Origin of the sequence: Desulfobaculum sp. SPO524 (genome assembly GCF_044987625.1) — a bacterium.
GTDB lineage: Bacteria > Desulfobacterota > Desulfovibrionia > Desulfovibrionales > Desulfovibrionaceae > Desulfobaculum.
On sequence record NZ_JBJDSB010000001.1, the window covers coordinates 325,578 to 346,346 of the forward strand.

At 61.7% G+C, this 20,769-nt stretch carries 16 protein-coding genes; 11 read left to right on the plus strand and 5 right to left on the minus strand.

What is annotated here, in order from left to right; genetic code table 11:
• Positions 1-4 precede the first annotated feature (4 nt).
• From ACI3L3_RS01385 to aprB, 3 genes are all read right to left on the minus strand, one after another.
• Positions 5-1,243 carry a CoB--CoM heterodisulfide reductase iron-sulfur subunit A family protein gene (locus ACI3L3_RS01385; protein WP_404843296.1) on the minus strand — a complete coding sequence of 413 codons (1,239 nt, stop codon included), beginning with the start codon at positions 1,241-1,243 and terminating at the stop codon, positions 5-7.
• Between the two features lie 148 nt (positions 1,244-1,391).
• Complete coding sequence (gene aprA, locus ACI3L3_RS01390; RefSeq protein ID WP_404843297.1) at positions 1,392-3,386, minus strand: adenylyl-sulfate reductase subunit alpha; 1,995 nt, start codon at positions 3,384-3,386, stop codon at positions 1,392-1,394.
• Positions 3,387-3,449: 63 nt separating this feature from the next.
• Positions 3,450-3,935: an adenylyl-sulfate reductase subunit beta gene (aprB, locus tag ACI3L3_RS01395; RefSeq protein ID WP_404843298.1), complete on the minus strand. Its 486-nt coding sequence runs from the start codon at positions 3,933-3,935 to the stop codon at positions 3,450-3,452.
• A gap of 897 nt (positions 3,936-4,832) precedes the next feature.
• On the opposite strand from aprB, the gene sat reads away from it, so the two are divergent.
• Positions 4,833-6,116, plus strand: coding sequence for a sulfate adenylyltransferase (gene sat / locus ACI3L3_RS01400; RefSeq protein WP_404843299.1), 1,284 nt, complete (start codon positions 4,833-4,835; stop codon positions 6,114-6,116).
• Between the two features lie 547 nt (positions 6,117-6,663).
• Here sat and ACI3L3_RS01405 read toward each other — a convergent pair.
• The gene (locus tag ACI3L3_RS01405; RefSeq protein ID WP_404843300.1) at positions 6,664-7,839 is read right to left on the minus strand and encodes an amino acid permease; all 1,176 of its coding nucleotides are present in this window, start codon (positions 7,837-7,839) and stop codon (positions 6,664-6,666) included.
• 582 nt (positions 7,840-8,421) lie between these two features.
• The gene (locus tag ACI3L3_RS01410; RefSeq protein WP_404843301.1) at positions 8,422-9,597 is read right to left on the minus strand and encodes an amino acid permease; all 1,176 of its coding nucleotides are present in this window, start codon (positions 9,595-9,597) and stop codon (positions 8,422-8,424) included.
• Positions 9,598-9,988: 391 nt separating this feature from the next.
• Between ACI3L3_RS01410 and ACI3L3_RS01415 the strand changes: the two genes are divergently transcribed.
• The 10 genes from ACI3L3_RS01415 (at position 9,989) to ACI3L3_RS01460 (ending at position 20,753) form a co-directional block, all read left to right on the plus strand.
• Entirely contained in the window at positions 9,989-10,522 is a 534-nt protein-coding gene (locus tag ACI3L3_RS01415; RefSeq protein ID WP_404843302.1) for a hypothetical protein, read from the plus strand.
• Entirely contained in the window at positions 10,519-11,541 is a 1,023-nt protein-coding gene (locus ACI3L3_RS01420) for a glycosyltransferase (RefSeq protein WP_404843303.1), read from the plus strand. Before ACI3L3_RS01415 ends, ACI3L3_RS01420 begins: the two co-directional genes overlap by 4 nt.
• 81 nt (positions 11,542-11,622) lie before the next feature.
• A complete protein-coding gene (locus ACI3L3_RS01425) occupies positions 11,623-12,723 on the plus strand; it encodes a nicotinate phosphoribosyltransferase (RefSeq protein ID WP_404843304.1) in 1,101 nt (366 codons plus the stop codon).
• A gap of 81 nt (positions 12,724-12,804) precedes the next feature.
• On the plus strand, positions 12,805-13,653 hold the full coding sequence (locus ACI3L3_RS01430) for a TatD family hydrolase (RefSeq protein WP_404843305.1): 849 nt from the start codon (positions 12,805-12,807) through the stop codon (positions 13,651-13,653).
• A gap of 305 nt (positions 13,654-13,958) precedes the next feature.
• Complete coding sequence (locus tag ACI3L3_RS01435) at positions 13,959-14,699, plus strand: basic amino acid ABC transporter substrate-binding protein (protein ID WP_404843306.1); 741 nt, start codon at positions 13,959-13,961, stop codon at positions 14,697-14,699.
• 80 nt (positions 14,700-14,779) lie between these two features.
• Positions 14,780-15,577, plus strand: a complete 798-nt coding sequence (locus tag ACI3L3_RS01440; protein ID WP_404843307.1) for an amino acid ABC transporter permease — start codon at positions 14,780-14,782, stop codon at positions 15,575-15,577.
• Positions 15,564-16,304 (plus strand): amino acid ABC transporter ATP-binding protein, encoded by a 741-nt coding sequence (locus ACI3L3_RS01445; protein ID WP_404843308.1) that lies wholly within the window; start codon positions 15,564-15,566, stop codon positions 16,302-16,304. Before ACI3L3_RS01440 ends, ACI3L3_RS01445 begins: the two co-directional genes overlap by 14 nt.
• A 195-nt stretch (positions 16,305-16,499) precedes the next feature.
• The gene (locus ACI3L3_RS01450) at positions 16,500-17,486 is read left to right on the plus strand and encodes a 4Fe-4S binding protein (protein WP_404843309.1); all 987 of its coding nucleotides are present in this window, start codon (positions 16,500-16,502) and stop codon (positions 17,484-17,486) included.
• A gap of 132 nt (positions 17,487-17,618) precedes the next feature.
• Positions 17,619-19,130 carry an ATP-binding cassette domain-containing protein gene (locus ACI3L3_RS01455; RefSeq protein WP_404843310.1) on the plus strand — a complete coding sequence of 504 codons (1,512 nt, stop codon included), beginning with the start codon at positions 17,619-17,621 and terminating at the stop codon, positions 19,128-19,130.
• A gap of 54 nt (positions 19,131-19,184) precedes the next feature.
• The gene (locus tag ACI3L3_RS01460) at positions 19,185-20,753 is read left to right on the plus strand and encodes a hypothetical protein (RefSeq protein ID WP_404843311.1); all 1,569 of its coding nucleotides are present in this window, start codon (positions 19,185-19,187) and stop codon (positions 20,751-20,753) included.
• Positions 20,754-20,769: the final 16 nt, after the last annotated feature.

Below are 20,769 nucleotides of genomic sequence, written 5' to 3' on the forward strand. Positions count from 1 at the left end.
TATACTACCTCCCTCTCACCGTCTGGATCGCCTTCATCGCGGCCCCGGTTCCAGACTGAGCAGATTTCATGACGTCAAGCGGCTTTTTGGCGCAGCCGGCAACGAAGATGCCTTTTTCTGCATTGCCAGAGGCAAAGCCGTCTTCGTCAACGGAAACATCAAAGGGCAGCTGCTCCTCGGACAGGGTGGGCTGCATGCCGGTTGCCAGTACGACCATGTCGAATTCTTCGCGGGTCTTGGTGCCGGCGATGGCATTTTCCACAGTCAGCACCACGGAACCATTTTCACCGTCGGCAGCTTCGGCGACTTTGCCCTTGATGGTGTGGATGTGCTCATCCTGCATCACGCGGTCGCGGAACTTCTGGTAACGGTCGGGGGTGCGAAGGTCGATGTAATAGATAAAGACTTCGCAGTCCGGGTTCGTGTCGCGGACATAGGTCGCCTGCTTCAGGGACGCCATGCAGCAAATGTAGGAACAGTAGTTGAGGTGGTTCTCGTCGCGGGAACCGGCGCACTGGACAAACGCGATGCGCTTGGGCGCCTTGCCGTCGGAAGGACGGACAATCTGGCCGGAGGTCGGGCCGTTGGGAGAGGCGAGACGTTCCATCTGCATGTTGGATACGCAGTTGGTGATCTCCCCGGCGCCGAGGTTGGTCAAGTTGGTCACGTCGTAGGGCTTCCAACCGGTGGCGACAACGATGGATCCGACGCTAATTTCGACGGTCTTCTCGGCATCGTCCAAGTTTACACCTTCAACATCAGCAAGTTCTTTCAGCTCGTTACTCGAGCACTCGTCCTTTTCCAAGACGTAGCGGCTGGGGTAGGCGAAGGGCATGTCAATGTGCAGAGCCTTGCGGTTGCCCATGCCGAACTCGAATTCGCTTTCGGTGGATCCGGACAGTTCCTTGGCGGCCGCCGTAAGATCGACACTATTGGGGGTCGTGTAACGGGGCTTGATCTTCAACGTGACTTTGTAGTCACCCTTGGAGCCAGTAACGGAAACCACTTCCGCCAGAGTAAAAATATTGACCAAGGGGTTTTTCTTGATGCGCTGGAACTGAATTTCCAGCCCGCAGGAAGGCGGGCAGAGCTTGGGAAAGTACTTGTTGAGCTGAGAAACGCGTCCGCCCAGGAACGGCGTCTTCTCTACAAGAAAGACCTCGTGGCCGACTTCTGCGGCTTCAAGGGCGGCCGTTATGCCGCTGAACCCGCCACCGACAACGAGCACGCTGTTGTTTGGCATTTCAATCCTCCCTACGAAATCAGGTTCGGGCCAGTTTGAAAAATGGCCTAACCCTGAACAATGAACTCTTTCACTGCTGCTCAGGCTTAGACCATTTTTCTGAGCAGGCGGCCGCAGGCAGTACCTGCGGCCGCCGTTTCAGTAGTGTTTAGTCGGGGATGATCTGGTAGTAGGGCTTCTTGAACACAGTCGTTTCCTTCTTCTCAGGATCGTACTTGGAGTTCACGAAGCACTTCCACTTGCTGTCGTCCAGGCCCAGGAAGTCGCCGCGGTAGTAGAAACCGGGGTAGCGGGTTTCTTCGCGGAACCGGATGTGCTGCATGTGCAGACGGACGGTCCACAGGCGGTGGTAGTTCTCCCAGCAGCGGAGCAGTTCGTGGAGGTCACGAGCAGCCAGCTTCATGGAGTCTTCTTCCATCATCTCGAGCAGCCAGAAGCCGGTGTCGAGAAGAGCTTCGGAGGTGGTGTAGTAGGTACCCACACCGCCGCCGTACTCGTCGGTGGCCTTGACGAGGCGCATCATGAAGTTCTTGGGGGAGATGTACTCGGGGTTCACAACCGGGTCGGTGGAAGCGCCCTTGCCAGCCTCGTAGTTGTAGTACGGGCGGTAGATCTCCTTCTTCAGGTCTTCAGCGCTTTCCTTGATGGTGGGCTTGAAGTCCTTGTGATCGAGGTACCAGCGAACCATCTGCTTGCCGACGATGCGGCCTTCAGCGTGAGCACCGGAGGAGAACTTGTGACCGGAGGCGCCAACGCCGTCAGCGCAGGTGAACAGGCCGTTGACGGTGGTCATACGGTTGTAGACCTTGCCGTTGTCGGCGCGGACCTTGTAGTCCTCGGGCACCCATTCTTCGTCGGGGCCGGAAGTCCAGATGCCGCAGCAACCGGAGTGGGAGCCGAGCAGGTAAGGCTCGGTGGGCATGATCTCGGAGCCGCGTTCCTCAGGAGCGCAGTTCATGGCAGCCCAGAGGTTGGCCTGACCAACGCACATGTCGAGGAAGTCTTCCCAAGCTTCAGCTTCGAGGTGCTTCTGCTCGGCCGGGGACATGGTCGCGAAGGAGTTCTGCAGGGCAGTCTTCGTGTCCATGAAGATCGGGCCGCGGCCTTCACGCATCTCGCGGAGCATCATGTGGTTACGCAGGCAAGTCGGGATGACATGGCCCTTGGCGTAGCCGCGATCCTCGTAGGGCTTCAGCATGGCGCGGTTGGTTTCGCAGTAGTCTTCGCCCTTGTAGTTGGTGGCCTTCGCCTTGAAGAGCAGGAACCAAGCGCCAACCGGACCGTAACCGTCCTTGAAGCGGGCGGGGACGAAGCGGTTTTCCATCATGGTCATTTCAGCGCCAACCTGAGCACACATGGTGTAGGTGGAGCCAGCGTTCCAGACGGGGTACCAAGCACGGCCCATGCCTTCACCAGTGGAGCGGGGGCGGTAGATGTTCACCGCGCCGCCACAAGCAACAACAGCGGCGTTGCACTTGAAGATGTGCACCTTGTTGTCACGAGCGTCCAGAGCAACAGCACCGGCGATGCGGTTGGGCTCATTGGCGTCGAGGAGCATCTTAACAACAAAGATACGCTCCATGTAGCGCTCTTCGCCGAGGGCATTCTTGGCAGCTTCAGCAACGATGCACTTGTAGGACTCACCGTTGATCATCATCTGCCAGCGGCCGGAACGCACGGGCTTAGCGCCGGTACGCAGGGACTTGCCAGCAGCCTTGGCGGCAGCGCCGTCGAGGTTCTTGTCGTTGTCGTCCTTGCACCATACGGGCAGGCCCCACTCTTCGAAGTGGTGGACGGAGTCGTCAACGTGGCGGCCGAGGTCGAAGATCAGGTCTTCGCGGACCAGGCCCATCAGGTCGGTACGGACCATGCGGACGTAGTCGTCAGCGTCGTTCTCGCCGAGGTAGGTATTGATAGCGGACAGGCCCTGCGCAACGGCGCCGGAACGCTCGAGGGAGGCTTTGTCCAGCAGCAGGATCTTGGCTTCGGGGGCGTACTTGTTAGCCCAAGCAACGGCTTCCCAAGCAACACCGCAGTTGCCCATACCACCACCAACGAGGAGAATATCTACATCATGTTCCTCAATGGTCGGCTCGGCCAGAGCGATACCACGAGGCTCTTCTTTACTGGGAATCATCGGCATTGTCGTGCTCCTTAAGCTTAATGTCTTAATGCGTGAGACAGCGCGTAACGCACTTGAATCAGACTACAGGACGTCCTTGACGGTCCAAGTCTTGTCAGCATCAGCCACGTCGAACTTCTTGCCGAGGGCTTCCTTGGGGGCAACGAGTTCCGTCTCGGTGAAGAGCAGTTCGCTGTCCAGGTCGCCGGGCTCAGGCTTGCCTTCGAAGGGCTTGATGGAGCCTTCAGGAGTGGTACGGATGGGGAATTTGAAGCGCTTCACGGAACCATTACGGAACTTAATGGTCCACATGATGTCTTCGGAGGAACGCAGCGGAATGGAGGTACCGCCCATGGGAGCAAAGTCAGCGTAGGGACGTGCGGTGATAGCGCCCTGGGGGCAAATCTTCACACAGGAGTAGCACTCCCAGCAGGCTTCGGGTTCCTGGTTGAAGGCCTTCATCTCCTCGGGATCGAGGATCATCAGGTCGTTGGGGCAGATGTACATGCACGCGGTCTTTTCGCCGCCCTTGCATCCATCGCACTTTGAGGGATCAACATAAGTAGGCATAGTGAATCCTCCAACAAATTAGGGTTGAAATAACAACCATTCCAAAAACATCCCCACCACGAGCAGATGGAGAATGAAAAACCGAGATGACACCAAGCCGTCTCGTTTTTTTCGGTATCTTGACACTCTTTTCGCGGGATAAGCCGCGTATGGTGTCGAGCAAATTCAGAGAGCCATCCCACTCGTGTGGTGGGGCGCTTTCGCGTCTCAAGCCTGCGCCCTTCGGGGCATCCACCTTTGTCCAAACACCGGGGATCAGAGCCTTTTCCAGTGCTTGTGATGGAATGAACAAGCAAGGTCTGTCTAGCAAGGGGGCTACCCCCTGTCAAGACGAAAGTGAATTATATATCAAGCGCGGCCATTGGTGCCTAAATCGGCGGCCTTCCCTGACTTCCTCCCCTTTTCCCAATGGGGATACAGGGGAATTTGTAAAGGCATCGAAAGCTATACATTTATTGATTTTTCATTGCAAGCCATCGTGGCCTATTTCTATAAGAGAACTACGTCTGACCTAAGCCGACTTCCGTTCGTTTCGGCTATATCGAAATTTTTTCATCGCCATTCGTGAAAAAAACACTTAGCGTATGCCCATCGTTTTCAGCAACCCCGGATTAAAACTCCAAGAAGCTGAAAAAAGGGCAAAATGGCGCCTGTGTGGCGTTTTAGCCCCTTTGAACTGCAAAAAGATCGATTCTCCTCGTTAGGGGGTACTTGACATTTGCGCATTTTTTTCACAAACCCCAACGAACGGGCTTCATGCAAAGCTTTTTGGAAAGTCCGGCCGTCCTGTAAACGTTCGTGTCTCCCGGCTGACGGGTGGAAAACAGGGTCGACCGCTTGAAGACTAAGGCTGGGATTGTGAAATTTTCTACTAACTATTCGTAAAGGAGTCCCGAGATGTCCAAACTGCTCCCCCCTCATGGTGGTAAGGGCCTGGTTTGCTGCCTGCTGGAAGGCGCTGAACTCGAAGCCGAGATGAAGAAGGCCGAAGGCCTCAAGAAAGTCGAGATCTCCAACCGCGTGAAGGGCGACCTGATCATGCTGGGAATCGGCGGCTTCTCTCCCCTCGACGGCTTCATGGGCAAGGCCGACTGGAAGAGCGTCTGCGAAAAGATGACCCTCTCCGACGGCACCTTCTGGCCCGTTCCCGTCGTGTGTGACACCAACGACGAAAACGTTGCCGCTGGCGACGAAATCGCCCTCGTGAAAGACGGCGTCGTCTACGCCACCATGAAGGTCGAAGAAAAGTACGAGCTGTCCGACGACGAAAAGAAGTGGGAATGCGAGCTGGTCTTCAAGGGCCACGGCGAAGATTCCGAGCGCTTCTGGGACCTCGCTCTCGAAGACCACCCCGGCGTCAAGATGGTTATGTCTCAGGGCAAGTTCAACCTCGCCGGTTCCGTGAAAGTCCTCTCCGAGGGCGACTACCGCGACCGCTTCCCCGGCGTGTACCTGACCCCCGCCGAGACCCGCGAAATGTTCGAAGAGCGCGGCTGGAGCCGTGTTGCTGCCCTGCAGCTGCGTAACCCCATGCACCGCTCCCATGAGTTCCTCGCGAAGATCGCTGTGGAAGTCTGCGACGGCGTCATCATCCACTCCCTGATCGGTAACCTGAAGCCCGGCGACATCCCGGCTGACGTCCGCATCCAGTGCATCCAGACGCTGATCGACCAGTACTTCGTGAAAGAAAACGTCATCAACGGTGGCTACCCCCTCGACATGCGCTACGCCGGTCCCCGTGAAGCCCTGCTCCACGCGACCTTCCGCCAGAACTACGGCGTGTCCCACATGATCATCGGCCGCGACCACGCTGGCGTTGGCGACTTCTACGGCCTGTTCGAGGCTCAGGAAATCTTCGACCAGATCCCCTACGCGACCTTCGAAGAAGCCTGCGAAGTGCCCGGTAAGGCTCTGCTCTGCAAGCCCATGAAGATTGACTGGACCTTCTACTGCTTCAAGTGCGACGGCATGGCTTCCCTGCGTACCTGCCCGCACGGCAAGGAAGACCGCGTCATCCTGTCCGGCACCAAGCTCCGCAAGGCCCTCTCCGAAGGCGCCGAGGTTCCGGATCACTTCGGCCGCGACGAAGTCCTCGCACAGCTGCGCGAGTACTACGAAGGCCTCACCGAAAAGGTGGAAGTCAAGATGCAGGGCGCCGCTTCCGGCGACCAGATGAAATAGCATCCGCCTTCTCCGATCTGTACTCTCAGGGAGGCCCGCTTAGGGCCTCCCTTTTTTTGCCCCCCAGCCTCCCTCCTTTCCGAGTCAAAAAACGAAGAATAAGAATGCCTCCGGCGGGTTAAGGAAATAATTTCCTTAACAATCCTTAGGATTTTCTGGAGCGGAAGCCGCTCCATAAAATACGGAAAGCTGGACGGGATTCCTTTGCCCCTCTTTCCCCATTGCAAACGCTCATCAGGGCTTCTCACCGCCCTTCCCCATCCACACGGACGAGAGCCGTCAGGGGGGACGACTGTCCAATCCACACGCACCCGCCATGACCGCACTCAGGATTCTCAAGGGGTCGCACCCCTTGAGCAGCTCTGCTATCTTTATCTCTAAGGCCCTTCGTCCTTTCAGGCCGAACGACCTAAGAGCTCAAGCCGCCGGAGGCACCTCTTGAACCTCGCGTTACGACCCGCCCAGCCACAACAAAAAAGGCGGCACCCCGAAGGAGTGCCGCCCAAAGCGCAACCTGACACGCCGCGCTCTGCGCGGCGTGATGTCATTAGATGTAGCTTGCTGAAACGATAACGAGGCCGAGGACGAACGCGGCGACGAGGGCGGGGGTGCCGCCGGGAACCTGATAGTCGACGGGGCGCTTAACCTTGGCCTGCCGGAGCTTCCACACCATGAGACAAGGCAGGAAGATGGCGAGAATGGCGAGGGCCGCGCCTGCGTGTGCGAGGGCCTGAATAAACCGGCCGGGACACAGCGACGAGGCAACGAGGGGCGGCACAAAGACGATGAGGGTCGTGAGGGCGCGGTGCTTAAAGGAATCGGACAGCTTAAACACCTCGGCCTGCAGATCGAACAGCGCGAGGGACACACCGAGGAAGGAAGTCAAAAGCGCCAGCGAAGCAAAGGCCGAAACCACGGTGTTGAGCCAGCTAGAGCCGTTGGACAGGGTGTGCACGAGCATGTCGACGTTCTGCATGGCGACCATCTTCTCGGGGCTGGTGCCACCGATAGAGACGTAGACCCAGAAGAGATAACAGACAAAGGGCAGCGAACTGCCGACAAGCGTGACAAGCCGCAGCTTGCGCACTGGGACGTCGAGGTAGCGAATCACGCTGGGAATGCCCGTGTGGAAGCCAAAGGACGTAAACAACACGGGAATACTGGCGAAGATGAGCGCGCTGTCGGGATTGCCGCCGGTGAGGTTCTGCACCTCAACCTCTGGCGCAAGGCTGAACAGGGCGGTGAGCATGGCGGCAATCATAACAAAGAAAAGGAACTGATTGACGCGCACGATGATGTTGGTGCCGAGGAAAACGATGAAGGCGCCGAATATGCTGAAATAAATGGCGCCGGCCTGCGGGGTAAGGACGAGGTCCACGGAAGCGGCCGTGCGGGCGATGAGTTCGCCAACACCGGTGAGATAGGCGACCAGCAGCGCGTACTGCAAAAACATCATGCTGCCGGTGGCGACAATCTGCCCGCCGGGTCCGAGAACCTTCTTGGCCATGTTGTTAAAATTCTCGCCGGGGCCGACCTTGAGATTCACCTCAAGGAGAAGAAATGCCGAATACACAGCCAGCAGCCAGACGGCGACCATCACCCCAACGGCGGTTGTGAACCCCAGCTTGCCAATAACCATGGGCAGACCGAGCATGCCTGCCCCGATGGCGGTCCCGGCCACCACACTGATGGCCCCTATTTGTCGTGATGTTGAAGCGTTCATGATACCCTATGCGTTTGGAATATAGTGATATGAAAGAGCGCGCGGGAAGCGTTGCACCTGTCGTGCCCCCACCGGACTGCTTTTCCCCAAAAGCCCGGTGAGCGAAACATTGTGGTGCTCTCGCGCGTCTGCGACTTTCCACTTGCAAAGCGGACGCCGGACCATATGCCCGCCAATTCGTGACCGTCAAGGCCAAAAATCCGCGCCATTGGCCGATTTACAGCCATCCCGCCCCTCTATGAACTGACGCAATACTTTACATGCGGGACGAGGTGCTGCAGTGGCATCCCTGCCTTCTTCAACGCGTTGCGCCACACGATACAGACGACGGCGTGAGCAAATCCTCACTCCACACGGTCCTGTTGCAACGCAGTACACGAAACACAGACCGCTGCGGGCGCAGGCTGATACCCTGTCATGCGCGGCGCTTTGTGCGTAGCAAAGCCTTGGCCGCCCTCCCCACGAAAATGACGGCGTGGCTGGGATGCTGCGGAAAACAGCGCACACCCGCCATACTTTCGCTTTGGGGGGCCAAAAGCAAACCGGGCCGCCGCGATGACGCGACGGCCCGGAGAGTCGTTTCTAGACGTAGTTTGCCGTGACGATAACCAGCCCGAAGAGGACGGCGAGCACAAGGGCCGGAGTTCCTCCGGGCACCTGATAGACGCGCGTCTGGGCTTTATCCTGATGCCGCAACTTCCACGCCATGGCACACGGCAGGAAGATGGCAAGAATGGCGAGGGCCGCGCCGGCATGGGCGAGGGCCTGAATGAACCGGCCGGGACACAGCAGGGCCGCAACGAGGGGCGGCAGAAAAACCATCATGGTGGTGATGGCGCGGTGCACGACGGTTTCGCGCATTTTGCAGACTTCGGCCAGCAGGTCGTACATGGCGAGCGCCACACCGAAGAAGGATGTGAGCAGCGCGAGGGAGGCAAAGGCGGAGAGGATGGTCTGCAACCAGCCGGACCCGGCGGCAAGGGTTGCCACGAGGGAGTCCACACTGCTCATGGCGTGCAGGCTTTCGGGCGTGGTGCCGCCGATGGAAACGAAAATCCAAAAGAGGTAACAGGCAAGCGGCAGCGCACTGCCTACAATAGTGACAAGCCGCAGCTTGCGCACCGGCGCATCCAGGTACTTGATAATGCTCGGGATGCTGGCATGAAAGCCAAAGGACGTAAACAGCACGGGCAGGCTCGCCACGATGATGCCCTGCTCCACGCTGCCACTTTGCAGGTTGCCAACGTCCACTCCGGGCACAAGGCTAAACAGGGCGGTGACCATGGCCGCAATCATGGCGAAAAAGAGCAGTTGGTTCACGCGGACGATCATCTGGGTGCCGATGAAGACAATGACATAGGCGGCCACGGCAAAATACAGCGCGCCGCTCTGGGCGGACAGCTCCAGCCCCTGCGTGGTCATAGTCTGGGCAATGAGTTCGCCAAATCCGGTCAGATAGGCGACCAGCAGGGCAAACTGCAAAAAGATCATGCTGCCGGTGGCAACAACCTGGCCGCCACGGCCGAGCACGGTGCGTGCCATATCGTTGAAGTTCTTTCCCGCACCGATGCGCAGGTTCACCTCAAGCAGCAACAGCGCGGAATACACCGCAAGGCCCCAGATGACGAGCATGATTACGGTTGCCGGGACGAATCCCAGCTTGCCAATGACCATGGGCAAGCCAAGCATGCCCGCGCCAATAGCCGTTCCTGCCACCACACTGATGGCGCCGATTTCTCGTGATGTCGGTATCTGCATCGCTCCCTACGCATTGGATGCGGCTGTCTCCGCATAGGCGCAAGCACACCGCCGTGGAACACTCCCCTGATCCACTGCGGCTTCACACCTGCTCCCACGTCGAAACATCAGCCTCGTTCTATGAAATGAATGGGGGACGATATGCTGTGGCCTGTTGTGCGTCAAGCAAATGATAGTGTCCTGATAACAGTGGGTTACGATTGACGGGCGGTCCGACTTTATCACAGCGCGCTACTGCATCCCGCAGCATACAATTCCACGCCGAGAGCTTTACAAAGAAATTGAGGCGGTTGCGCTGACGGCGGCGGGAAACGCGGGGCGGACACTACGCGCACGGTCCCGGCGGGAGAGACGCCTTGCGCCACCGAAAGGGACGGGGTATGTCGCACCGATGCGAAATCGAATTGCCTTGACCCTAGAGCTGTGCCCCGCCCTCATCTTTGCCGCACTCCTGCTGCGCTATGGTCCCGGCGGGACCGACTGGCGGACGGTGTATTTTGCCGCCGGCGGTGCGGGCGCCATGGCAACTGCCGCGGCCTTTCTGCTGCGCACGAGGCCGGACGGCATTCTGCTGGGCGTGAACGGATATTTCCTCCTTGGTGCGGCGGCCTTCGGGCTTAAGCAGTACGACCTGCTGGGCCTTTTCATGCAACTGCGCGGCGCGGCGGTGATGGGCTGTGTGGCGCTGGTGGCCGCGGCCCAATTCGCCCTGCCCTGCCGCCGTGGTCCCGAGGTTGACGCCCCGGGCATCGATAAGGCCCACCTGTGCACCACGCTCATCGCCATTAACCTTGTGTATGTGTCGTACCTGCTGCGCGGGAGCGTCATGCTTTCCGTGGTGCTTCCCATCCTTGGGCTTTTCGCGGTACGACGACTCCTGCGCAGTGCCCTCCCTCACGCCACCACAGCCAAGGACGCCGCATGACCACAACGTTCATCTTTCTGCCCCCGCTGTCGAAGCCAACTGGCGGCCTTGCCGTCCTGCACCAACTGGCCGCCCACCTGCATAAGCAGGGGTTTGCCGTTTCGCTGGTACCGCGCAGTACGCAGTTCTGGTCTCCGCCCATCTCGCAGGATGTGCCGGTGACCCTGCTTGACGATGTGGCGCTGCGGAAAGAGGACATCTGGCTGGTGCCGGAGGGCTGGGTCAACAGCCTTGCCCCGGGCCTGAATGCCGGAGCGCGGTGCATGGTCTACGTGCAAAACTGGGCGTATCTGTTTTCGTCCCTGCCAAGCGGCGTAACGTGGGACAGGCTGCCTGTGTCGTTTCTTGCGGTCTCCGACCCTGTGGCATGGTTCATTCAGGAGAGTGTTGGCGTGGACGCTCCTGTCCTGCGTCCGGGCATCGATCTTGATTTGTTCCACCCTGCCCCCAGCGGAGAAGACGCGCCGCGCGGAAGCAAAACGACGGTGCGTGTCGCCTATATGCCGCGAAAGAACAAAGCCCACGCCCGCGCGATACGTGACATCGTCACCGCCCGCGCGGCGCGGCGCGGCGGCCCTGCCATCGAGTGGGACGCCATTGACGGCCTACCACCCACGCAGGTGGCGGAGCACCTGCGGCGGAGCGATATTTTTCTGGCAACGGGATACCCCGAGGGCTGCCCCCTGCCTCCGCTGGAAGCTATGGCCAGCGGCGCGCTTTGTGTGGGGTTTGCAGGTCTGGGCGGTTTCGACTATATGCGGCAAGCCGCCGACCACCCCGGCGCATACCGCCCATGGTTCCCCCTGCGCGACACGCCGTGGGGCGGCAACGGCCTGTTTGTTGCCGACGCCGACGTCACCGCCGCCGCGCTGGCGCTGGAGCAGGCCGTGGAGCACGCCGCCGGGGAGACGGCATTCTCCCGCACAGTACGGGACGCCGCGCTTGCCACGGCCCGGCACTACAGCGTGGACAACCAGCGCCAGAGCGTCCGACGCATCTGGGAGCGCCTTACCACCTAAGCCGCACCCGTAACGAACCATACGGCAAGCCCGCAACGACGAGACGGCCCACCGCCACTCAATATTCAAAAGGACCACACCATGTGTCATAGGCTGCCCGGAAGCCATATTCCATATACTGACGCCTACTTCCTGCGCTCCAAAACCATCCTTGAGCGCGAGGGACTCTGTCCCCGCGTGGTTATGCAGGTCTTTATCCGCAAAGGCCCGGGGTATGTGTACGGCATCGATGAAGCCGTCGCCATGATTGAGGCTTTTAGCGCGCAGGGCGGGGCCAACCTGACGGTCCATGCCCTGCCCGAGGGCGCATCCTACGCCCCGCAGGAAACATTACTGCGCATCGAAGGTCCGCTGCAGGATTTCATTGAGCTGGAAACGCTCTATCTGGGGGCCATCACTTCGGCGACATCCGTGCGTAATGGCGGCCCGGAGCCGGACCTTGCGGCCATCACCCGGCACGCCGCCGCCATCCGCGAGCTGCTGCCGGACAAGTCACTTATGTATTTCGGCTCGCGCCACTGGCATTGGACCATGGACGCCGCCATCAGCAAAGCCGCTATCGACGGCGGTTTCGACGCCTGCGCCACGGATGCCGGAGCCGAAGCGGCAGGGCTTGCCGGCGGTGTCGGCACCATTCCCCACGCCCTTGTTCTGGCCATAGCCCACGCCCATGGGCGCGAGGTCGGCACAGTGGAGTCCGCCAAGGCCTTCGACCGCCACATGGACGCCGCCATCCCGCGCGTGGCCCTTGTGGACACCTTTAACCGAGAGGTCGACGACGCCATCGCTACGGCGGACGCCCTTGGCGAACGCCTCTGGGGCGTGCGTTTTGACACACCCGGCGAAAATCTCGGTCAGGGCGGCGTTCCCTTTGACGGACGCGACTACTGGACCGGCAAAGGCGTCACCGTGGAGTTTATCCGCCACATGCGCCGCACGCTCGATGAGGCCGGGCACGAGCGGGTGAACATCGTCCTGTCCAGCGGCTTTGGCAATTTGGACAAGGTCCGCGCCTTTACCGAGGGCGAATCCCGGTATGGGCGGCTGTTTGAATCCATCGGCATTGGCAGTCTGTTCCCGGCGCACTTCGCCACAGCGGACATTGTGCAGGTAGAGGGCCAGCCCTTTGCCAAGGCCGGACGCGCCGAACGCCCCAATCCCCGCCTGCGGCGCGTCCTGTAGCGCCGCCCCCGGCGGCCCCGGCGCGGACGGTTGTCATCCGCACGCGCCGGTGCTACCACCGCCAGCCGAAGGAGACGCACCATGGCAAAAAAGAAACACCGGGCCGAACCTGAATCCCTCGGCCTGCCCTGCGGCGGCGTAGAAACGCACGCCCACCTTGATTCCGAAAAATTCGCGGACGACCTTGAAGCCGTCATTGCCCGCGCCCGCGCCTGTGGCGTCAGCGCTATTGGCCACGTTTTTCTCAGCCCCGAAGCCTACGAGCAGAATACGCCCCTGTTCGCCGCGCACCCCGAAATTTTCTACATCCTCGGCATCCACCCGCAGGACGCCAAGGACCTCACCGATGCCCGCCTTGAGGCCATGCGCCGCATCATTACAGATGACCCGCGCGTGAAGGCCGTTGGGGAAATCGGGCTGGATTACTACTACGAGCTTTCCCCGCGTGAGGTGCAGTTCAACGCCTTCCGCGCGCAGTTGGAGCTGGCCAAGGCTGTGGACCGGCCTGTGGTCATCCACTCCCGCGACGCTCACGAGGACGCCGTGCGCATCCTGCTGGAAGCCGGTTTTGATGGCCGCCCCGTGCTGTGGCACTGCTTTGGCAGCGGCATCGACCTTGCCGAGGAGCTTGTGTCCCACGGTTGGCACATCTCCGTACCCGGTCCGGTCACCTACAAAAAGAACGAGGCCGTGCAGGAGGCCGTCGCCGCCCTGCCGCTGGACCGGCTGGTCATTGAAACGGACTGCCCCTACCTTGCGCCCGAACCGTGGCGCGGCAAGCGCAATGAACCCGCGTTTGTGGGCTTTACCGCCGCCAAGATCGCGGAGCTTAAAGGCATGGACCCCGCCAAACTGTGGCGCATTACCGGCGACAACGCCCGCCGCTTCTTCGGCCTCGCCGAGACCTGCGAGGGTGGCGGCACCGACTAGCCCGCCCCTGTTCCCGCAGAACATTTGCGGGACCGACATTTTCGCCACAAGGCCGCGCACTGCGCGGCCTTTTTTTGGTTGAGCAACCACTCTCTTTTTCATTTTTGGCAAAATGGACCTCAAATCGCAAATCCGCGCAATCACAGACTTGTCAATTCCGGCCAATTCGTAGTACGTCATGCCATTCCATAATCATGCAGAGGGTTTTACGGCAGTATACTCGCAACACTCCCGCCCCTGCACTGTTCTTTTCCACGTCATCCGGGATTGGTGTCCGCCAGTCCCACCCAGACCGGAGGTTTCGCATGTTGAGGAAGTTCGTCTTAACCGTCGCCGCAATCGCCTTGATGGCTGGTGCCGCACAGGCCCGCACCATCACCTTTGCGTCCGACGCCACGTGGCCGCCCATGGAGATGGTCGACGCCGACAAGAGCATCGTCGGCTTCTGCCCCGAGCTTGTGCGCGCCATGGCCAAAGCCGGCGGCTTTACCGCCGAGATCAAAAACACCGCATGGGACGGCATCTTTGCCGGACTTGCCAACGGCCGCTACGACGTTATCGCGTCGTCCGTTTCCATCACCGACAAAAGAAAGCGCGTGATGGACTTTTCCGACCCCTATTTTGAAGTGAAACAGGGCGTGGTGGTGCAGAAGGGTTCCGCCATCGCGTCCGAGGCCGACCTTGTGGGCAAGCGCATTGGCGCGCAGATTGGCACCACGGGCTACTTTGCCGCCAAGAAGGTGGACGACGCCGTGCGCAAATCCTACGACGAAGTCGGCCTCGCCATCGAGGACCTGCGCAACGGCAGACTGGACGCCGTCATTTGCGACGACGCCGTGGCAGCGGGCTTCGCCCTGACCAATCCCAACTACAAGGGCGCTCTGGCGCTGCCCTTCCTCATCGTACCGGACGAGCCGGAATATCTTGGCTTTGCCGTGCAGAAGGGCGACAGCGACACCCTCGCCATCCTCAACAGCGCCCTCAAGGCTGTGAAGGAAAACGGCGAGTACGACCGCATCTACGCCAAGTGGTTCTCCAGCAATTAACAGGCCGCGCCATACCGTGACCGACGGTCCGGGCCGGCCTCCCGCGCCCGGACCGTTTCAAGACCCTTCAAGGCAATCAAATGGCTGAACGCAAGCATGTCACTATCGACATCGGCGACGGCGCGGCTATCCCCAGAAAGCGAGACATCGGGCTGTTCAACGCCTGGTGGCTGGCGTTTCTGGGTGCCTTCGCCATCATTACCTATCTCTGCGTCACCAAGCCGGACCCGTATCTGGATATTCTCCGTTTCGTGCCCGACGGTGTGCTCGTCACCTTTCAGGTGACCATCCTTTCCATCCTGCTGTCTCTCGTCATAGGGCTGATTACCGGCCTTGGGCGGCTTTCGCGCAACAGGGTGTTCAACCTCATCGCCTCCACGTATGTGGAAGTGGTCCGCGGCATTCCCCTGCTGGTCCAGCTCTTCTACATCTATTACGCGCTGGGCCGGCTTTCCATTTTCAGCAATCTGCCGCCGCTGGCGGCCGCTGTCCTTGCCATGGGCATCTGCTACGGCGCCTATATGGGCGAGGTGTTCCGCGCGGGCATCGAAGCCATCGACAAAGGGCAGGCCGAGGCCGCCCGCTCGCTGGGCTTTGACCGGCGTCAGACCATGTTTATGGTTATTCTGCCGCAGGCATGGCGCACCATTCTGCCCCCTGTGGGCAATGAATTCATCGCCCTGCTCAAGGACTCCTCCCTCGTTTCCATCCTTGCCGTGGCCGACCTGCTGCGCCGTGGACGCGAGTTTGCCAGTGAGTCCTTTTTCTACTTCGAGGCCTACACCATGGTCGCCCTTGTGTACCTCGTCATCACGCTGCTGCTGTCCAAGGTCGTCAGCAATATGGAAACAAGGTTGAACTACTATGACCGCGACTGACCCCATCATCCGCATCCAGAACGTGAGCAAGTGCTTTGGCACGCTGCGGGCGCTGGACAACGTCTCCCTCGATATTGAGCGCGGCGAAAAGGTCGTCATCATCGGTCCCAGCGGCTCGGGCAAGTCCACGCTGCTGCGCTCCATCAACCGGCTGGAGACCATTGACGCCGGGACCATCACCGTAGACGGCCAAAACGTTTGCGACCCCAAAAACAACATCAATGCCATCCGTCAGGAACTGGGCATGGTCTTTCAGAGCTTCAACCTCTTCCCGCACAAGACCGTTCTGCACAACCTGACCATGGCTCCCATGAAGCTCAAGAAGGTGCCGCAGGCCGAGGCGGAAGAGACCGCCATGCACCTGCTGAACAAGGTGGGCATCCCGGACAAGGCGGACGCCTTTCCGTCCATGCTTTCCGGCGGCCAGCAGCAGCGCGTGGCCATTGCCCGCGCATTGGCTATGAAGCCGAAGATTATGCTCTTTGACGAGCCGACCTCGGCGCTGGACCCGGAAATGATCGGCGAAGTGCTGGACGTTATGGTCAAGCTGGCCCGCGAGGGCATGACCATGGCCGTGGTCACCCACGAAATGGGCTTTGCCCGCGAGGTGGCGGACCGCGTGGTCTTTATGGACGCCGGACGCATCGTTGAGGTGGGCACGCCGGAGCACTTCTTCGAGTCCCCCCAGCATGAACGCACCAAGCTGTTCATGCAGCAAATCCTCTAGCTTCCCCTCCCCGCACCACGAGCACCACCGGCCCGGACGCCCTGCGTTCGGGCCGGTTTTTTGTTGCAGCGTCGGCTGGGCGCCACTTTTGCACAACGTGCACAAACTTGCGGCGCGGCACTGAAAGGAGTAGCCACGGGCGGACGCACCGCTGCTGCGGACGCAGTACTCATCATCCACAGACAAGGACGACGTATGCCGCGCAACCACTCCATATCCCCTTCCACTGTCCGCCTGATTGTACAGGCCGCCTTTGCGGTGTTTTGCCTGTATGTCGGGTGGCGGTTCTGGCTCTTTCTGGGCTGGGCTTCCGGCGCCCGCGAGGCCTTTATGCCCCGTCCCCCGGCAGTTGAGGCCTTTTTGCCCATCAGCGCCCTGCTGGCCCTGAAACAGCTACTGACAACCGGCATCTGGGACGTTATCCACCCGGCAGGGTTGACCATCCTCATCGCCGCCATGCTCATTGCCTTTGTGGCGCGCAAGGGCTTTTGCGGCGCCATCTGTCCGGTTGGGCTGGTCTCGCGCCTGCTGGCCGCGCTTGGCCGAAAGCTGGATATGTATCTGTACCTGCCGCGCCCCCTGCACTGGATTCTCACCAGCATCAAGTACGTGCTGTTTGCCTTTTTCGCCCTGTCCGTCCTGCGCATGAGTCCGCGGGGCATCCAGAGCTTTTTGCAGTCCAACTACAACATCACTGCCGACGCGCGCATGCTGGAATTCTTCCTGCACCCCAGCGGCACAGCGGTTGTGATCTTTGCCGTGCTGGGAGTGCTGGGCATTGTGGTGCCCTACTTCTGGTGCCGCTATCTGTGCCCGTATGGCGCGCTGCTTGGCCTTTGCTCCAAATTTTCACCGCTGGCCGTCACCCGTGACGAGGACGCCTGTGTGGACTGCGGCAAATGCACCCGCAACTGCCCCGGCGGCATCCATGTGCATACAAAGCGCCGCATCACATCGCCGGAATGCATTGGCTGTATGAAGTGCGTGGACGTCTGCCCGGTCAAGGACTGCCTCGGCCCTGCCGTGCCGGGCGTTGGACGCGTCAGCCCCTACCTGCCAGTGATTCTCGCCGTTGGCGTGTTGCTGCTCATGTACGGCTGGGCGCAATACACCGGGCACTGGGAAATCCGCGCCCCAAGCGAAATGCTGAAGCATTTTTACTCCCTCGCCCTTAAGGGCTAATTTATGACCGTTCAAGGCAGACGGCGGCGATAGTCGCCGTCTGCTGGCTTCGTCTGCTGGCTTCGTCTGTCGTACATGCTCCTCCACACCCTTTCCTTCCCAAACCCGGCCCGTCCGGTGTACGCACAGGGCATGTCCGCACACGCCACCACGCCCATCATCACCGTCCACAATGCCTTTGTCCGCGCCGGAGCCGACTTTGCCCTGCGCGGCGTCACATGGTCCCTTGCTCCGGGAACGCACTGGGCCGTCCTTGGCCGCAACGGTGCGGGCAAGTCCACATTCCTGCGGCTACTGCGCGGGGCCGTGCATCCGGCGCAGGGACGCGGCACATGCCAGTGGCACCTTGACGGCGCCCCCGCAGACGCCCTTGCCGCGCGTGACCGCATTGCCGTTGTCTCGCCGGACGAGCAGGACGCCTTTTTGCGCACCGGCCCCAACCTGACGGGCGAGGAACTCATCATCACCGGACTGCGCCGCACCATGGCGCTCTTTTCCCCGCCAACGGAAGACGAGCGCCGTACCGCCCATTCTCTGCTGGCCGCCCATGGCGCAGAGCACCTCGCCCAGCGCGCCGTGCGCGATCTCTCGCGCGGGCAGGGGCGGCTTGTGTTCATCATCCGCGCCCTCGCCACCGCCCCGGCGGTCCTGCTCCTTGATGAAGCCTTTGACGGACTGGACCGCGCCGCACGCGGGCATCTGCGCGCCGTACTTGACGATGCGGCGGCCAGCACCGCCGTTGTGCTCTGTTCCCACCGCCGCGCGGACCTGCCGCGCATCATCACTCACGTGGCGCTCATTGAGGACGGACGCATCACGCGCCACGGTCCGGTCGCTGACGAACTCGCCGCCATCAGGAACAGCTCCGCCGTGGACTGCACGCGCCGCGCCGCGCCCGCGCCACAGCTCACGCCGCTCCGCGCGGACGCACCGTCCTTTCTGGTGCGCATGCGCGGTGCCTCGGTCCGCAGGAACGGGCGCGACCTCGTCAGTGACGCGGACTGGACCATCCGCCCCGGAGAACGGTGGGCCGTACTCGGGGCCAACGGCGCGGGCAAGAGCACCCTGCTGCGCCTTGTGACGGCGGAATACCGCAGCGCAGCCCCCGGCACTGTAGAATGGTTCGGCCACAGCGGAGCAACGGATATCTGGAGCGTTCGCCGCCGCCTTGGCATGGTCTCCCCGGAGATACAGGCCAGCTACCGCTACGACGTTGCGGCGCTGGAATTTGTGCAGAGCGGCTTTTTCGCCAGCGTGTCCCTGTGGCGCGCGCCATCGCCGGAGCAAACGGAGCGCGCCCGGCAGCTTATGGAATTTGTCGATATGGCAGGAATGGACGCCCGGAGCATCCGCAGTCTGTCCTACGGGCAGTTGCGCCGCCTGCTCATCGCCCGCGCCCTTGCGCCGCGTCCGGACCTGCTGCTTTTGGACGAGCCGTACGCCGGGCTGGACACCCCAAGCCGCGCCCGCCTTGCCGCCATCATCGCGGCCCTGTGCGAGGCCGGAGCCAGCCTCGTCCTTACGGCCCACCGCGCGGAAGAGCTCCCGCCCGGACTGACTCACGCCCTCGTTCTGGACGGCGGGCGCATCACCACCCGGCGCGCCGTCACCAGCGAGCGCGACGCCCGCGCGCTGCTTCCCTAACCTTCCGCAACACCGCACCTTCCCCGGCGCGGCTGGGTCTGCTATACACAGGCTGTGCAGTATCCATCCGCCTCCCCATGCCTGCCCCGGCTCCTTGCCGCGGCGCTTCTTGCCTGCGTGCTGTGCGCCTGCGCCGCGCACACGCCAGCGCCCGAAGCGCGCCCTGATGACGCCCCCTTTACGCTGGGCATGACCTGCCTCACGCGGGGGCACGCGGACAGCGCGGCCCGCCATTTTGCGGCAGCGACGGACGCCGGAACGCCTCCGGACGCCGCATGCTGGCTCGCCCTTGCCCGCTGGTTTCAGGGCCATGCCGACGACGCCTCCCATGCCCTGCGCCGCCATGCTTCTGAAGCGGCCAATGCCTCAGCCCTACGCGCCATCGCCACGGAACTTGACCTTCTTGCCGCGCGCCTTCGCGCCCAGCGCGCCATGGCCGAGGCCGCAGCAGGCCTTGTGCCTGTCATTGTCCCCGAACGCATTGTGGTCGCGCCCATCCAGTTTGCCGAAGGATGTCCCCCTTCCCTGCGCGCCGCAGCCCCGGCCCTGCGCCTGCTCGTCACGCGTGCCCTGTCCGGCGCGGGCATCAGCGTCCTGCCGTGGCCATTGGTCCGCGCCTACGAGCGAGAATGCGGCCTTGCCCTGCCCCCGCAGGAGGCTGCCAGCCTCGCCCCGCGCCTGCTGGGCGCAGCGGTGCTGCTCATACCACGCATCACTCCAGCTCCCGGCGCTCCAGGGCACGTGCGCACGACCATCACCCGCCTGCGGCTGGAGTCCGCAAAGACGCGCCAACGCCGCCTGACGGAGGCCATTGCCCGCCACACCCAGCGCATCACCACCCTTCGCGGCGAACTGCACCAACTGCTGACCCACAAGGACGACTGCTCCCGCACGCTGTACGCCATGACCCGCTCTGCCCGCATCGACGCCCTCATCACCCGGCGCGGCGCGCTGGAGCGCGACATTATGGCCGCCAACGCGGCAGGGGACCTTGCCACCGCCGCGCGGCTGGTGCCCCAGCATGAGGCCGCCAACGCCCGCATTGCCAAGGAGACCGCAGCCCTCAACGAATTCCGGCGCTCCTTTGTTGGCATCCGCGTTGCGGCCTACCGTCTGGACCCGGCCTCCGCCGTACAGCGCATTCAGCGCCTGCGCCGCGCCGCCAACGACCTACGGCGCAAGCTCCTCGCGGCCGAGAGCGCGCGTGCCGCCCTGCGCCGCGACCTGCGCCATGGCGGCGGACAGAGCGTGGAATCTGTCTTCACCCTCCAGACGGCGGCTCCCGAATTCTGGCCCATCAGCGCCGCCACCACCTGCGCGCGTCTGCTCCAGCCCTCCGGAGCCCAGCTTTGCGCCCTGCCCACGGCGGCGGATATGCCGCCACGCGCCGCGCTCCCCTCCCTTGCGCAAGCGTTGACAGCATGGGATAACGGAGAATATGCCACCGCGCATGACTTGGCGCGACAGCACGGGCTTGCCGCCCTTTTTCCGGCGCCGCCCGCGCCGGGGTTCGACGTCCTTGCCCTGACCTCGCGCCCCGAGGCTGACGTGCGCCGCTTGCTGATCTCGCGCCTTCGCGCCGCGCTTGGCACCACCGCTGGCCGCGCGGAGCTTCACCCCTGACCGCCACGGAGCGTCC